Raw genomic sequence first — 14,330 nt, forward strand, 5'->3', positions numbered from 1 at the left:
TCGGATGACGCAGGGGACGCGCGGGGTCGCGCTGGTGACGGGGGCCGCCGGGGGCATCGGGTCGGCGGTCGTGGGCGTGCTGCGGGCGCGCGGGTACACGGTCGTCGGGACCGACCGGACGGCGCACGACGACGTGCGCGCGCTCGACATCACGGACGGCGACGCCGTCGCGGCGTTCGTCGCACGGCTCGAGAGCGAGGACGGCCCGGTCGAGGTGCTCGTCAACGCCGCCGGCCTGCTGCGGACGGGTCCCGCGCTGGACGACGACGACGACCTCGTGGCGCTGGTCGCGGTGAACGTGCTCGGCACCGCGACGGTCACCCGCGCCGTGGTGCGGCGCATGGTCGAGCGCGGCCGCGGATCCGTGGTGACGGTCGCGTCCAACGCGGCGCGCGTGCCCCGCACGGGCATGGCCGCGTACGGCGCGTCGAAGGCGGCGCTCACGGCGTGGACCAAGTCGCTCGGGCTCGAGGTCGCCGAGCACGGTGTGCGGTGCAACGTCGTGCACCCGGGCACCACGCGCACGCGGATGCTCGACGGGCTCGGGGACACCGAGCAGGTCGTGGCGGCGGCGATCAACGGGACGCCGGAGGCCTACAAGGTGGGGATCCCGCTGCGCCGGGTCGCGGAGCCGGACGACGTCGCGGCCGCGGTGGCGTTCCTGGCGTCCGACGACGCGCGCCACCTCACGATGCACGAGCTCTACGTCGACGGGGGCGCGTCGCTGCGCTGACTCCTGCCCGCGCGGCCGTCGCGCCGGGTCAGCGGGGGAGCGCGAGCGCGGTGACCAGCAGGTCCTCGCCGACGGCCCAGCGGCCGCGCAGCTCGTCGACCCCGAGCCCCGGCTTCAGCAGCCGGACGACGAACGCGTCGTCCTCGAGGTGCACGCGCACGTCCTCGAACCCGAGCCACGCACCCGTGATGGGCGACCAGAGCTTGTACACCGACTCCTTCGCGCTGAACAGCACGCGGTCGGCGCACAGCGCGGGGTCGAGCTCGGCCAGCGGAGCGCGCTCGGACTCGTCGAGCACGAGGGCCGCGACCTCGGGCGGCAGCGGGGCGCGGGGCTCGGCGTCGATGCCCAGCCCCGCCCACGCGTCGGCGCGCGCGACCGCTGCGGCGCGGTAGCCCGCGCAGTGCGTCATGCTCCCGACGACGCCCGCCGGCCACACCGGCGCACGGTTCGGCGCGCTCGGCACCGCGAGCGTCGTGACGGCCAGACGGCTCAGCGCCTCGCGGGCGCACCCGCGCACGGCCGCGTACTCCGCCCGACGAGCGGGCACGGCCTGCGCGACCGCGCGCTCCTCGTCGGCGAACAGCGGGACGGTCACCGGCGGGCCGTGCCGCTCGGTGACCTCGACGCCCGGGGGCAGCAGGTCGGCGAGCACGGGGTCACTGTGCCCGACATGTCTGTGCCTGCGCCGAGTCGTCCACGCCCACGCGCGTCCGCTCGGCTCCGTCGTCGCTGCGGCGCAGCCGCCGGACGGCCGCCACGAACCCTCCCTGTCGAGTGCGCACGTTCCTGCGTGAGTGCGCACGTCCTGCGTCCGCACTCAGGCACGACCGTGCGCACTCGGCGGTGTGGGGGCGGGTGCGGTGGGACGGGGGGAGGACGGGAGGGGGATGGAGGGGGACGGGAGGGGCGACGAAGGCCCGTGACCGAGGGTCACGGGCCTTCGTCTCGTGTGCGCCCGAAAGGATTCGAACCTTCGACCTTCTGCTCCGGAGGCAGACGCTCTATCCGCTGAGCTACGGGCGCGAGATGCGCGAACGCATCGGCCAGCGAGCCTACCAGTCCTCCACCCCCACCCCGACCCCGCGATCGCTCCGGCTCCGCCGAGCGATACCCGGAGCAACCACGGGGTCGGGGGACTGCCTCTGCGTGAACCCGTGGTTGCTCCGGGTATGGCTCGCGAGTGCCGGAGGAAAGGTGGGGTCGTCCGTGGGGAGCGGGGTGGGTCAGGACTCGCCGAGGAGGGCGGAGAGGTACGTCGTCGTCTCCGCGACGGCCTTGGCCGCGTCGCCCGCGACGATCGCCTCGACGAGCGCGTCGTGCGCGGTCTGCCCGTGGTAGTCGGTGACGAAGTTGAACCGGATGTTCTCGCCGATCGCGTCGATGAGGTTCTCGTACAGCGACGCGAGCACGGGGTTCGCCGCGGCGCGCACGATCGTCGTGTGCAGCGCGAGGTCGGTCGCGACCATCGCGTCGAGGTCGCCCGACACGTACGCGGCGGCGCGCTCGTCGCGGCGGTCGAGCAGCGTGCTCGCGTCGAGCGCGGTGCGCCGGCGTGCGGCCAGGCGCGCCGCCTCGATCTCGAGCGCGCGGCGGACCTCGACGACGTCGCGCTGGCGCGCCTCGGCGATCTGGCGGCCCATGGTCGCGGCGAGCTCGGACGACGAGAGCACGTACGTGCCCGAGCCCTGGCGGCGCTCGAGCAGGCCGGCGTGCACGAGCGACTGCACGGCCTCGCGGACCGTGTTGCGACCGACGCCGAGGAGCTCGACGAGCTGCGGCTCGGGCGGGATCCGGGAGCCGACGGGCCACTCGCCGCTCGTGATGCGCGCGCGTAGCTCCTGTACGGTCGAATCGATCAGACCGGTCCGTCGCGTCATCGGGACAGGACTCCGTGTGCAGGCATGCGGTGCAGTCAACACGAGCGAAGCGCCTGCGTGCCAGGGGTGTCCGTCGTGCCGGTCGTCCCATCCTTGACGATTCACCCTGCGGAGTGTCGTGACGCCCGATTCGCTCGCTCCCGCTCCGTGGCGTGGGCGGCTCGTGGTGCTCGCGGGCATCGTGCTGGTGGCGCTGAACCTGCGCATCGCGGTCGCGGCGGTCTCGCCGATCGTCGACGTGGTGCGCGAGGACGTCGCGCTGTCGCCCGCGCAGGTGGGCGTGCTGGGGACGGTGCCGCTGCTGTCCTTCGCGGTGTTCGGCGCCCTGGCCTCGCCGCTCGGGCGGCGTCTCGGACTCGAGCCGACGCTCGTGCTGGCGCTCGCTCTCTCGGTCGCGGGGGAGGCGGCGCGGGCGCTGTCGTCGACCGCTCCGGCGTTCCTGGCGTGGTCGGTGCTCGCGCTCGCGGGCATGGGCATGGGCAACGTGCTGCTGCCGCCGCTCGTCAAGCGGTACTTCCCGGACCGCATCGGCGTGGTCACGGCGTCGTACGCGGTGATGCTGTCGGTGAGCACCGCGGTGCCGCCGCTCGTGGCGCTGCCGTTCGCGCAGGCCGCGGGGTGGCGCTGGGCCGTGGGCGCGTGGGCGGCGCTCGGCGTGGTGGCGGCCGTGCCGTGGCTCGTCGTGATCGTCCGCTCGGTCGCGGCACGCGCGCACCTGCGCGAGCTGCTGCGCCGCGCGGGGACCCGGAGCCCCGCCGGCTCGCGCGTCGCTCCCACCGGGGACCGCGGCGACGTGCGACTGGTGTGGCGCTCGCCGCTGGCGTGGGCGATGGCCCTGACGTTCGCGGTCAACTCGCTCGGCACGTACACGGTGTTCGCGTGGCTGCCGCAGATGCTCGACGACCTCGGGCTCGGTACGGAGGCCGGCGGGCGGTGGCTCGCGCTGTTCGCGATCCTCGGGCTGCCCGCCTCGCTCGTGGTCCCCGTGCTGACGGCACGCATGCGCTCACCGTTCCCGCTCGTGGCCGGCTTCGTCGCGAGCTGGGCGGTCGGCTACCTCGGGCTGCTCCTCGCGCCCACGCACGGCACGGTCGTCTGGATGGTGCTGCTGGGACTGGGCACGAGCACGTTCCCCGTGCTGCTCGCCCTGATCGGGCTGCGCACCGCGACTCCGGGGCTGGCGGTGGTGCTGTCGGGCATGGTGCAGGGCGTGGGGTACGCGCTCGCGGCGCTCGGCCCGGTGACGATCGGCCTCGTGCACGAGGCGACCGGTGGCTGGGACGCCCCGATCGTGGTGCTGCTGGGCCTGCTCGTCGTGCTGCTCGCGGCAGGGTGGCGCGCGTGCCGTCCGGAGGTCCTGGGGCACGTCCCGCGCGCGGCGCCGACGACGGACGCCGGGGAAAAGGCGCTGCGCGGTTCCCCTACCCTGGAACGGTGACTCCCGACCAGCTCTCGCAGGCCCTCGCGGCCGCTCTCGCCGCGGCCGTCGCCGACGGCACGTTCGCTCTCGACCCCGCCGACCTCCCGGCGACCGTCCACGTCGAGCGACCGAGGCAGCGGGAGCACGGCGACTGGGCGACGAACGTCGCGCTGCAGCTCGCGAAGAAGGCCGGGACGAACCCGCGCGCGTTCGCCGAGGAGCTCGCGAAGCGCCTGGGCGCCACCGCCGGCATCGCGTCGGTCGAGATCGCCGGTCCCGGCTTCCTCAACATCCGGCTCGACGCCGCGGCCGCGGGCGAGCTCGCCCGCAGCATCGTCGAGCAGGGTGTCGAGTACGGCCGCAACGAGGCCGAGGCCGGCCACGTGGTCAACCTCGAGTTCGTCTCGGCGAACCCGACCGGTCCGCTGCACATCGGCGGTGTGCGCTGGGCCGCGGTGGGCGACTCGCTCGCGCGGATCCTGCAGGCCGCGGGCGCGCAGGTGACCCGCGAGTACTACTTCAACGACCACGGCGCGCAGATCGACCGGTTCGCGCGCTCGCTGCTGGCGCGGGCCCGCGGCGAGGAGGCGCCCGAGGACGGCTACGGCGGCCAGTACATCGCGGACATCGCGGCGCAGGTGACGGCCGACGCCGCGGCGGCGGGCGAGCCGGACCCGGCGACGCTCCCGGACGACGAGGCCGCGGAGGTGTTCCGTGCGCGCGGCGTCGACCTGATGTTCGACGAGATCAAGAAGTCGCTGCACGACTTCGGCGTCGACTTCGACGTGTACTTCCACGAGGACTCGCTGCACGAGTCGGGCGCGGTCGAGCGGGCCGTCGCGCGCCTGCGCGAGCTCGGGCACGTCTTCGACGCCGACGGTGCGACGTGGCTGCGGACGACCGAGTTCGGCGACGACAAGGACCGCGTGGTCATCAAGTCGGACGGTGAGGCCGCGTACATCGCGGGCGACATCGCGTACTACCTGGACAAGCGCGAGCGCGGCTTCGACCGCGTCGTCATGATGCTCGGCGCGGACCACCACGGGTACGTGGGCCGCATGAAGGCGGTCGCGGCGGCGTTCGGCGACGACCCGGACGTCAACCTCGAGATCCTCATCGGCCAGCTCGTGAACCTCGTCAGGGACGGCGAGCCGGTGCGCATGTCGAAGCGCGCGGGCACGGTCGTGACCATCGACGACCTGGTCGACGCGGTCGGCGTGGACGCGGCGCGCTACTCGCTCGCGCGCTCGTCGACCGACAGTGCGATCGACCTGGACCTCGACCTGCTCGCGAAGGCGACGAACGAGAACCCCGTGTTCTACGTGCAGTACGCGCACGCGCGCACCGCGGCGATCGGGCGCAACGCGGCCGAGGCGGGCGTGCGCCGCGAGGACGGGTTCGACGCGAGCGTGCTGGACCACGTGACCGAGTCGGTGCTGCTGGGCCACCTCGCGCAGCTGCCGCGGGTCGTCGCGCAGGCCGCGAACCTGCGCGAGCCGCACCGCGTCGCGCGCTACCTCGAGGAGCTCGCGGGCGGGTTCCACAAGTGGTACGACGCGAAGCGCTACGTGCTGCCGCAGGGCGACGAGCCCGTCACGGACGTGCACCGCACGCGCCTGTGGCTGGTCGACGCGACGCGTCAGGTGCTCGCGAACGGCCTGGGTCTGCTCGGCGTGAGCGCGCCGGAGCGGATGTGACGACGAGCATCCCGGGCGAGCCCTGGTCGACGGGGGTCGCCCGGGACGGCTCGGGCGCGCTCGTCGTCGCCGGTGTGCCCGTCGCGCGGCTGGCCGACGAGGTCGGCACGCCCGCGTACGTGCTCGACGAGGCGGACCTGCGTGCGCGGGCGGCGGGCTACCGCCGGGCGTTCACCGCGGCGTTCGCCGAGGTGGGCGCGGGTGTGGACGTGTACTACGCCGGGAAGGCGTTCCTGTCGGTCGCGGTCGCGCGTTGGGTGCACGACGAGGGTCTGCGCGTGGACACCGCGTCGGGCGGTGAGCTCGCGGTCGCGCTGCGCGCCGGCGTGCCGGGCGCGGACATCGGTCTGCACGGCAACAACAAGTCCGACGACGAGCTCGCGCTCGCGCTGGACAACGGCGTGGGCCGGATCATCGTGGACTCGCTCGTCGAGGTGGAGCGGCTCGCTGCGCTCGTGCAGGCACGCGGGGGCGACCCGGCGCCGGTGATGGTGCGCGTGACGACGGGCGTGCACGCCGGCGGGCACGAGTACATCTCGACCGCGCACGAGGACCAGAAGTTCGGCCTGTCGGTCACGGCGCGCGACGGCCAGGACAGCCCCGCGATGACGGCGCTGCTCGCGGTGCTCGACCACCCGGAGCTGCGGCTGCTGGGCATCCACTCGCACATCGGTTCGCAGATCCTCGACCCGTCGGGCTTCGAGGTCGCCGCACGCGTGGTGCTCGAGCTGCGCGCGGAGCTCGCGCGCCGCACGGGCGTGCTGGTGGAGGAGGTCGACCTGGGCGGCGGGTACGGGATCGCGTACCTGCCGGGGGAGGTCGCGCTCGACCCGGACCGGATCGCGAAGGACGTCGCGTCGTCGGTCGCGGCCGCTGCCGCCGACCTCGGCACGCCGCTGCCGCGGTTCTCGATCGAGCCGGGGCGCGCGGTCGTCGGACCGGCGGGGTTCACGCTCTACACGGTCGGGACCGTCAAGCCCGTACGCGTGGACGACGCGACCGAGCGCCTGTACGTGTCCGTCGACGGTGGCATGAGCGACAACATCCGCCCCGCGCTGTACGGCGCGCGGTACCACGCGGAGGTCGTCGGGCGGCTGTCGTCGGCGCCGACGGTGCTCGCCCGGGTCGTCGGGAAGCACTGCGAGTCGGGCGACATCGTCGTGCACGAGGTGCAGCTGCCGGCCGACGTGCGCGCGGGCGACCTGCTCGCGGTCGCGGCGACGGGCGCCTACGGGCGGTCGATGGCGTCGAACTACAACCTGCTGACGCGCCCGCCGGTCGTGGCGGTGCGCGACGGCGAGGTGCGCACGCTGCTGCGGCGCGAGACGGTCGACGACCTGCTGGCGCTCGACCAGGGCTGACCGCGACCGGCGCCTGACCTGCACCAACCCGCCCGACCCGGGACAGGGGGCACGCGTCCGACGTGCGGGGTGTGCCCAAGGACCCTCCCCGGGGGGAGGTCGCGAGGTCCACGAGGAACGCGTCGCTCGTCGTGTCCGGACGATGCGCACGCGTCGCAGCAGCACGCCGCGTCCGGGCTCGTCCTGCCGACCGGACGTCCCGAACCGGCCGGCACGAGTGCGCCCTATCCTGTGCGCAGTCCCGACGAGAGCACCGGAGGTCGTGTGCCCGCCCCCCTGAAGGTCGCCCTGCTCGGTTGCGGCGTGGTCGGCACCGAGGTGGCCCACCGCCTCGTCGCGCACGCCGACGAGCTCGCCTCCCGTGTCGGGGCGCCGCTGCAGATCATCGGCATCGCGGTGCGGGACGCGGCGGTGCCGCGCGAGGGCGTCACCGGGACGCCGCTCGAGGCGCTGCTCACGACGGACGCGACCGCCCTGGTGCGCGGCGCGGACGTGGTGGTCGAGGTGATGGGCGGCATCGAGCCCGCGCGCACGCTGATCCTGCAGGCGATCGAGTCGGGTGCGTCGGTCGTCACGGCCAACAAGGCGCTGCTCGCCTCGGACGGCCCCACGCTGTACAAGGCGGCGGACGCGGCGGGCGTGGACCTGTACTTCGAGGCCGCGGTCGCGGGCGCCATCCCGATCGTCCGGCCGGTGCGCGAGTCGCTCGCGGGCGACCAGGTGCAGCGCGTCCTCGGCATCGTCAACGGCACGACGAACTACGTGCTGGACCGCATGGCGACCGACGGGCTCGAGCTCGAGCAGGCCGTCAAGGAGGCGCAGGCGCTCGGCTACGCGGAGGCGGACCCGACGGCGGACGTCGAGGGCTACGACGCCGCGGCGAAGGCCGCGATCCTCGCGTCGCTCGCGTTCCACACCCGGGTGTCGCTCGACGACGTCGCGCGCGAGGGCATCACGGGTGTCACGGCCGCGGACGTGGCGTGGGCGCAGCGCACGGGGCACGCGATCAAGCTGCTGGCGATCGCGGAGCGGAACGCGCACGACGAGGTCGCGGGCATCCAGGTGCGCGTGCACCCCGCGCTCGTCCCGCTCGACCACCCGCTCGCGGGCGTGCGCGGCGCGTTCAACGCGGTGTTCGTCGAGTCGGAGGCGGCAGGCGAGCTCATGTTCTACGGGCGCGGCGCCGGCGGTGCGCCCACGTCGTCGGCGGTGCTGGGCGACCTCGTGTCGGTCGCGCGTCACCGGGTGCTCGGCGGGCGCGGGCCGGTCGAGTCGTCGTACGCGGCGCTGCCGGTCCTCCCGGCGGAGGCGGCGCGCACGCGGTTCCAGGTGCGCCTCGACGTCGACGACCGCCCGGGCGTGCTCGCGCAGGTCGCGCACGTGCTCGCGGGGCACGACGTCTCGATCGAGGCCGTGCGGCAGTCCGCGGACGCGGGCGCGGGCGACGACGTCGCGCGCCTGCTCATCACGACCCACACCGCGCGCGAGAGCGCGCTCGCGGCCACCGTGGCCGCGCTCACCGACCTCGACGTCGTGCGTGACGTCGTGTCCGTCCTGCGAGTCGAAGGAGCCTGATGGCCCACCAGTGGCGCGGCGTCATCGCCGAGTACGCCGACCGCCTGCCCGAGCACCTCACGGCCCACCCGGTCACGCTGTTCGAGGGCGGCACGCCCCTGATCGCGGCGCCCGCGCTGAGCGAGCGCACCGGTGCGGACGTGCACGTGAAGTTCGAGGGCATGAACCCGACGGGCTCGTTCAAGGACCGCGGCATGACCACCGCGATGTCCGCTGCGGCGGCCCGCGGCGCGAAGGCCGTGGTGTGCGCGTCGACGGGCAACACGTCGGCGTCGGCCGCGGCGTACGCGACGCGTGCGGGCATGGTGTGCGCGGTGCTCGTGCCGGACGGCAAGATCGCGATGGGCAAGCTCAGCCAGGCGATCGCGCATGGCGCGACGCTGCTGCAGGTCGACGGCAACTTCGACGACTGCCTGATCGCGGCGCGCAAGCTCGCCGAGGCGTACCCGGTCGAGCTCGTGAACTCGGTCAACCCCGACCGCATCCAGGGCCAGAAGACCGCGTCGTTCGAGATCGTCGACGCGCTCGGCGACGCGCCGGACATCCACGTGCTGCCGGTCGGCAACGCGGGCAACATCACCGCGTACTGGAAGGGCTTCCGCGAGTACGCGGGCCTCGACGACGGTGCGGCGCACGGCGCGGTCGCGACGCACACGCCGGTGATGTGGGGCTTCCAGGCCGCGGGCGCCGCCCCGATCGTCCTGGGCCACCCGGTGAGCGAGCCGGAGACGATCGCGACCGCGATCCGCATCGGCAACCCCGCGTCGTGGCAGCAGGCCGAGGAGGCGCGTGACGTCTCGGGCGGCCTCATCGAGTCGGTGACCGACGAGGAGATCCTGCGCGCCCACCGCGTGCTGTCCGCGGAGGTCGGCGTGTTCGTCGAGCCCGCGTCGGCCGCGGGCGTCGCGGGCCTGCTGCGCCTGTCCGACGAGGGCCGCGTGCCGGCCGGTGCGCGCATCACCATCACGGTCACGGGCCACGGCCTCAAGGACCCGCAGTGGGCGCTGCGCCGCGCCGACGGCGGCGAGGTCACCCCGGTGCGCGTGCCCGCGGACGTCGTGTCCATCGCGGACGCGCTCGGCCTGGGCTGAGGCCGCCGTGCGACTGCGTGCCGACCGGGTGCGCGTGCGCGTCCCCGCGACGTCCGCGAACCTCGGTCCGGGTTTCGACGCGATGGGCGTGGCCCTCGCGCTGCACGACGAGGTCGAGGTCCGCGCGGTCGCCGCGCCGGGCGTCACGGTCGTCGTCGAGGGGGAGGGTGCCGGCGCGGTGCCGGACGACGAGCGGCACCTCGTCGTGCGCGCGATCCGCACGGCGCTCGACCACGTGGGTGCGCCGCAGGCCGGGCTGACGCTGACGTGCCGCAACGCGATCCCGCACGGCCGGGGTCTCGGCTCGTCGGCCGCGGCGGTCGTCGCGGGCATCGTCGCCGCGCGCGGGCTCATCAGCGAGCCGGAGGCGCTCGACGACGCGACGGTGCTCGCGCTCGCGACGCAGCTCGAGGGGCACCCCGACAACGCGGCGCCGGCCATCCTCGGCGGTGCGACGATCGCGTGGACCACGCCCACGGGCGCAGTGGGCGCGACGCAGGTCGAGGTGCACCCGGACGTGGCGCCGGTCGTGATGATCCCGCCGACGCACCTGTCGACGAAGGCCGCACGCGGCGTGCTCCCGGAGCAGGTGCCGTTCGCGGACGCGGCCCAGCAGGCCGGGCGCGCGGCGCTGCTCGTGCAGGCGCTCGGGCGCCGCCCGGACCTGCTGCTCGACGCGACGGTCGACCGCCTGCACCAGGAGTACCGGCGTCGCGTCATGCCGGACTCGCTCGCTCTCGTCGACGCGCTGCGCCGCCGGGGTGTCGCGGCGGTCGTCTCGGGCGCGGGGCCGACGGTGCTCGCGCTCGCGCGCCGGCTGCGCGACGCGGACGCGGCGGGTCACGGGACCGAGGACGTCGGCACGGACGCGGACGCCGCGATCGCGGACGCGTTCGGCGGCGTGCTGGGCGGTTGGGTGATCCGGCCGCTGCCCGTCGACCCCTCGGGGGTGCGGCTCGCGGTGGGCGACCACCCGATCGGGTGAGGACTGTCGAGGGAGGTCATCCGGGCCGGTCGTGAGGCCGACAGTGGTAGCATCGTCGCGTTCCCCCGGACCACATCCTCCGGGTCGCGTGCCCTCCCCGACCGGTGTTCCGCAGGACTCCGCGGGCCCGCTTCCCAGGCGAGTTGACCATCCGGGAACAACCCCAGCCTTGAACGCGTCGCCGACACGGTCGTGAGCCGCGCGTGGGCTTCCAGCACCGTCTCGTCGACGGACGTCCGTCTGACGAGACGACGGCCTCCTACCCCGTGAGGCCACCGACGAGGGGGAAGGGTCCTTCGTGACAGACACCAACCAGACCGGGTCCATGGCAGCGCTGCGCCTGCCCGAGCTGCAGGCGCTGGCGTCCGAGCTCGGCGTCAAGGGCATCTCGAAGATGCGCAAGGGCGACCTGGTCGAGGCGATCGACGCCGCGCGCGGCGGTTCGCGCCCCCGTGCCCTGGACGCTCGTCGCGAGCAGGCCGTCGCGCCCGTGCACGAGCCGGTGAAGGAGCCGGTGCGTGAGGCCGCGACGTCGCCCGCCGAGCCGGCCGCCGCGGAGCGTGACGAGGCCGCGCCGCGCACGCAGCGCACGCGTGGTGCGCGCCGGGCGCAGGGCCCCGCGCAGGACGCGCTCGCCGGACTCGAGGCCGCGATCGACGCGAAGATCGCGGGCGAGCCGGTCGACCGGCACGACCGGCATGACCGGCGGGGCGAGGGTCGTGACGGCCGGGACGACGACCGCGCGCAGCGCGCCGCCGAGGCGGCCGCCGAGGCCGTGGGCGAGGCGCTGGGCGAGGCGCTGGGCGAGGGTGGCGAGCGCCGCTCGCGCCGCGCGGGTCGCGGCCAGGGTGCCGCCGACGAGCAGGGCGAGGGCCGCCAGCAGCGCCGTCAGGGCCAGCAGGCGCAGGGCCAGGCGGGTCAGCAGGCAGGCCAGCAGCCGGGTCAGCAGCCGGGCCAGCACTCGGGTCAGCAGGGCCAGCAGGACGCCGCCGGCCAGGGCGACGACGAGGAGCGCGGCGGTCGTCGTCGTCGCTCGCGCGACCGCTACCGCGACCGGGACCGCAAGCGCGGCCGTGGCCGCAGCGGCCAGCCGGAACTCGCGGGTCTCGACGAGGTCGAGCTCGCGGACGACGACGTGCTGCTGCCCGTCGCGGGCATCCTCGACATCCTCGAGAGCTACGCGTTCGTCCGGACCACCGGCTACCTGCCCGGCCCGAACGACGTGTACGTCTCGCTCGGCCAGGTGAAGAAGAACGGCCTGCGCCGCGGTGACGCGATCACGGGTGCCGTGCGCCAGCCGCGCGACGGCGAGGCGGCGCAGGGTGGCCGGCCGAACAAGTTCAACGCGCTCGTGCGTCTCGACTCGGTCAACGGCCTGTCGCCGGAGGAGGCGCGCCAGCGTCCCGAGTTCCAGAAGCTCACGCCGCTGTACCCGCAGGACCGCCTGCGCCTCGAGACGCCCGACCCGGGCCGGCTCACGCCGCGCGTGATCGACATCGTCGCGCCGATCGGCAAGGGCCAGCGCGGTCTGATCGTCGCGCCGCCCAAGGCCGGCAAGACGATCATCATGCAGCAGATCGCGAACTCGATCACCGCGAACAACCCCGAGGTCCACCTCATGGTGGTGCTCGTGGACGAGCGGCCCGAAGAGGTCACGGACATGGAGCGGTCCGTCAAGGGTGAGGTCATCGCCTCGACGTTCGACCGCCCCGCCTCGGACCACACGATCGTCGCGGAGCTCGCGATCGAGCGCGCCAAGCGCCTGGTCGAGCTCGGTCAGGACGTCGTCGTGCTGCTCGACTCGATCACCCGCCTGTCGCGCGCCTACAACCTGGCCGCGCCCGCGTCGGGCCGCATCCTGTCGGGTGGTGTCGACGCCTCGGCGCTGTACCCGCCGAAGAAGTTCTTCGGTGCGGCGCGCAACATCGAGAACGGCGGCTCGCTCACGATCCTCGGCTCCGCGCTCGTCGAGACCGGCTCCAAGATGGACGAGGTCATCTTCGAGGAGTTCAAGGGCACGGGGAACATGGAGCTGCGCCTGTCGCGCTCCCTGTCGGACAAGCGGATCTTCCCGGCCGTGGACGTCAACGCGTCCGGCACGCGCCGCGAGGAGCTGCTGATGTCGCGCGACGAGCTGCAGATCGTCTACAAGCTGCGCCGCGTGCTCGGCGCGCTCGACCAGCAGCAGGCGATCGAGCTGCTCATCGGCAAGCTCAAGGAGACGAAGTCCAACGTCGAGTTCCTGCTCGGCGTGCAGCGCTCCACACCGGGCAGCTTCGGCGAGGAGAACGCGGGCCGCACGGTCTGACACACGCACGCGCGACGGCCGCATCCCGGGGTTCCGGGGTGCGGCCGTCGTCGTCTCCGGGGCGTCCCCGGCGCGGGCGACGGGGCTCCGCACCCGACCGCTCGAGGGCCCGCGCTCAAGAACGGTGACCCCCGCGTCGATGCCGGGGTGTGGAGTCGGTCGGGGACGCCGTCGCGTGGCTGACGGAGCGCGCGCGTGAGCTGCCGCCGTGGGCGCTCGCGGCCGCCGCGCTCGTCGTGCTCGCGCTCGTCGTCGCCCTCCTGCGCCGCGCACGGCGCCCGCGGCGGCGCCGGCCCCGGCCCGGTGAGCTGTGGTTCGCGCTCGTGCCGTACGAGGACCGGTCGGGTGCGAAGGACCGCCCGGTGCTCGTGCTCGAGGTCGACGGCGACGCGGTCGTCGTCGCGCAGCTCACGTCGCAGGACAAGAGCCGCCGGCGCGACCACGTGCCCGCGCCCGCACGGCTCACGGGCATGCGCAAGGACAGCTGGCTCGAGCTGCGGCGACGCACCCTGCGCCGCCGCGCGTTCCGCCGCCGGGCGGGTGACCTGGGCCAGGCGGGGCTCGTGTGGTTCGAGCGTGAGCTCGAGCGTGCCGGGCGCGACGACGCACCCGTCGACTGGCGCTGAGCGGCCCCTGGTCGGTCCGCCCGTCGTCAGGTCGGGTCGCCGATGTGGCCCGGTGCGGTGAGCGACAGCACGCGCTCGACGAACGCCGTGTACTCCGACATGTAGTGCCGCAGGAACTGCGCGGTGTCCTCGTCGGTCACCGTGACGCCACCCGCGCCGTCGTCGGCGTAGTGCTCCGGGTGGAACGTCAGGTAGACCTCGGGCGCGTTGAGCTGCGGCGCGTTGAGGAAGCTCAGGACGCTGCGCATCGACGACTGCATGACCGCGGTGCCGATCGCGCCGATCGACGCGCCCACGATGCCGGTGGGTTTGCGGGCGAACGAGTTGGTGCCCCACGGCCGCGACGCCCAGTCGATCGCGTTCTTCAGCGCCCCCGGGATCGACCTGTTGTACTCCGGCGAGACGAACAGGATGCCGTCGGCTGCCTCGACGGCCGCCTTGAGCGCGCGGCCCTGCGGCGGGTAGTCCTCGTCGTAGTCCGGCGAGTACAGCGGCAGGTCGCGGATGCCGATCTCCACGAGCTCGAGCTCGGGCGGTGCGAGGCCGACGAGCGCCCGCGCGACCGTGCGGTTGACGGACGTGCTCGACAGGCTCCCGACCAGGTAGCCGATGCGGTAGGTCATGGCCTTCCTCCTCCAGGTGGTGCGGGATCCG

General features: G+C 74.4%; 12 protein-coding genes and 1 tRNA gene. 9 read left to right on the forward strand and 4 right to left on the reverse strand.

The window, feature by feature from the left end; genetic code table 11:
• Positions 1-4 precede the first annotated feature (4 nt).
• Positions 5-733: an SDR family oxidoreductase gene (locus F1D97_RS07670; protein ID WP_236123242.1), complete on the forward strand. Its 729-nt coding sequence runs from the start codon at positions 5-7 to the stop codon at positions 731-733.
• A 28-nt stretch (positions 734-761) separates the two neighbouring features.
• On the opposite strand, the gene F1D97_RS07675 is transcribed toward F1D97_RS07670, so the two are convergent.
• The 3 genes from F1D97_RS07675 to F1D97_RS07685 form a co-directional block, all read right to left on the reverse strand.
• Complete coding sequence (locus F1D97_RS07675; RefSeq protein WP_236123243.1) at positions 762-1,388, reverse strand: 4'-phosphopantetheinyl transferase family protein; 627 nt, start codon at positions 1,386-1,388, stop codon at positions 762-764.
• 298 nt (positions 1,389-1,686) lie between these two features.
• Positions 1,687-1,759 (reverse strand) — tRNA-Arg (locus F1D97_RS07680).
• A gap of 200 nt (positions 1,760-1,959) precedes the next feature.
• The gene (locus tag F1D97_RS07685; RefSeq protein WP_236123244.1) at positions 1,960-2,613 is read right to left on the reverse strand and encodes a FadR/GntR family transcriptional regulator; all 654 of its coding nucleotides are present in this window, start codon (positions 2,611-2,613) and stop codon (positions 1,960-1,962) included.
• Between the two features lie 118 nt (positions 2,614-2,731).
• Here F1D97_RS07685 and F1D97_RS07690 point away from each other — a divergent pair, with 118 nt between their 5' ends.
• From F1D97_RS07690 to F1D97_RS07725, 8 genes are all read left to right on the forward strand, one after another.
• Positions 2,732-4,051, forward strand: coding sequence for an MFS transporter (locus F1D97_RS07690; protein ID WP_236123245.1), 1,320 nt, complete (start codon positions 2,732-2,734; stop codon positions 4,049-4,051).
• Positions 4,048-5,730 carry an arginine--tRNA ligase gene (gene argS, locus F1D97_RS07695; protein WP_236123246.1) on the forward strand — a complete coding sequence of 561 codons (1,683 nt, stop codon included), beginning with the start codon at positions 4,048-4,050 and terminating at the stop codon, positions 5,728-5,730. The genes F1D97_RS07690 and argS overlap by 4 nt, the downstream gene beginning before the upstream one ends.
• The gene (gene lysA, locus F1D97_RS07700; protein ID WP_236123247.1) at positions 5,727-7,091 is read left to right on the forward strand and encodes a diaminopimelate decarboxylase; all 1,365 of its coding nucleotides are present in this window, start codon (positions 5,727-5,729) and stop codon (positions 7,089-7,091) included. Before argS ends, lysA begins: the two co-directional genes overlap by 4 nt.
• 264 nt (positions 7,092-7,355) lie before the next feature.
• Complete coding sequence (locus F1D97_RS07705) at positions 7,356-8,666, forward strand: homoserine dehydrogenase (RefSeq protein WP_236123248.1); 1,311 nt, start codon at positions 7,356-7,358, stop codon at positions 8,664-8,666.
• Positions 8,666-9,757, forward strand: a complete 1,092-nt coding sequence (thrC, locus tag F1D97_RS07710; protein ID WP_236123249.1) for a threonine synthase — start codon at positions 8,666-8,668, stop codon at positions 9,755-9,757. The genes F1D97_RS07705 and thrC overlap by 1 nt, the downstream gene beginning before the upstream one ends.
• Positions 9,758-9,764: 7 nt before the next feature.
• Positions 9,765-10,742 carry a homoserine kinase gene (thrB, locus tag F1D97_RS07715; RefSeq protein WP_236123250.1) on the forward strand — a complete coding sequence of 326 codons (978 nt, stop codon included), beginning with the start codon at positions 9,765-9,767 and terminating at the stop codon, positions 10,740-10,742.
• 325 nt (positions 10,743-11,067) lie between these two features.
• On the forward strand, positions 11,068-13,050 hold the full coding sequence (gene rho / locus F1D97_RS07720; RefSeq protein WP_236123528.1) for a transcription termination factor Rho: 1,983 nt from the start codon (positions 11,068-11,070) through the stop codon (positions 13,048-13,050).
• 149 nt (positions 13,051-13,199) lie between these two features.
• On the forward strand, positions 13,200-13,676 hold the full coding sequence (locus tag F1D97_RS07725) for a type II toxin-antitoxin system PemK/MazF family toxin (RefSeq protein WP_236123251.1): 477 nt from the start codon (positions 13,200-13,202) through the stop codon (positions 13,674-13,676).
• Positions 13,677-13,702: 26 nt separating this feature from the next.
• On the opposite strand, the gene F1D97_RS07730 is transcribed toward F1D97_RS07725, so the two are convergent.
• Positions 13,703-14,299, reverse strand: coding sequence for an NADPH-dependent FMN reductase (locus F1D97_RS07730; protein ID WP_236123252.1), 597 nt, complete (start codon positions 14,297-14,299; stop codon positions 13,703-13,705).
• Between the last annotated feature and the right edge of the window lie 31 nt (positions 14,300-14,330).

The sequence above is a fragment of the Cellulomonas palmilytica genome (assembly GCF_021590045.1).
GTDB lineage: Bacteria > Actinomycetota > Actinomycetes > Actinomycetales > Cellulomonadaceae > Cellulomonas > Cellulomonas palmilytica.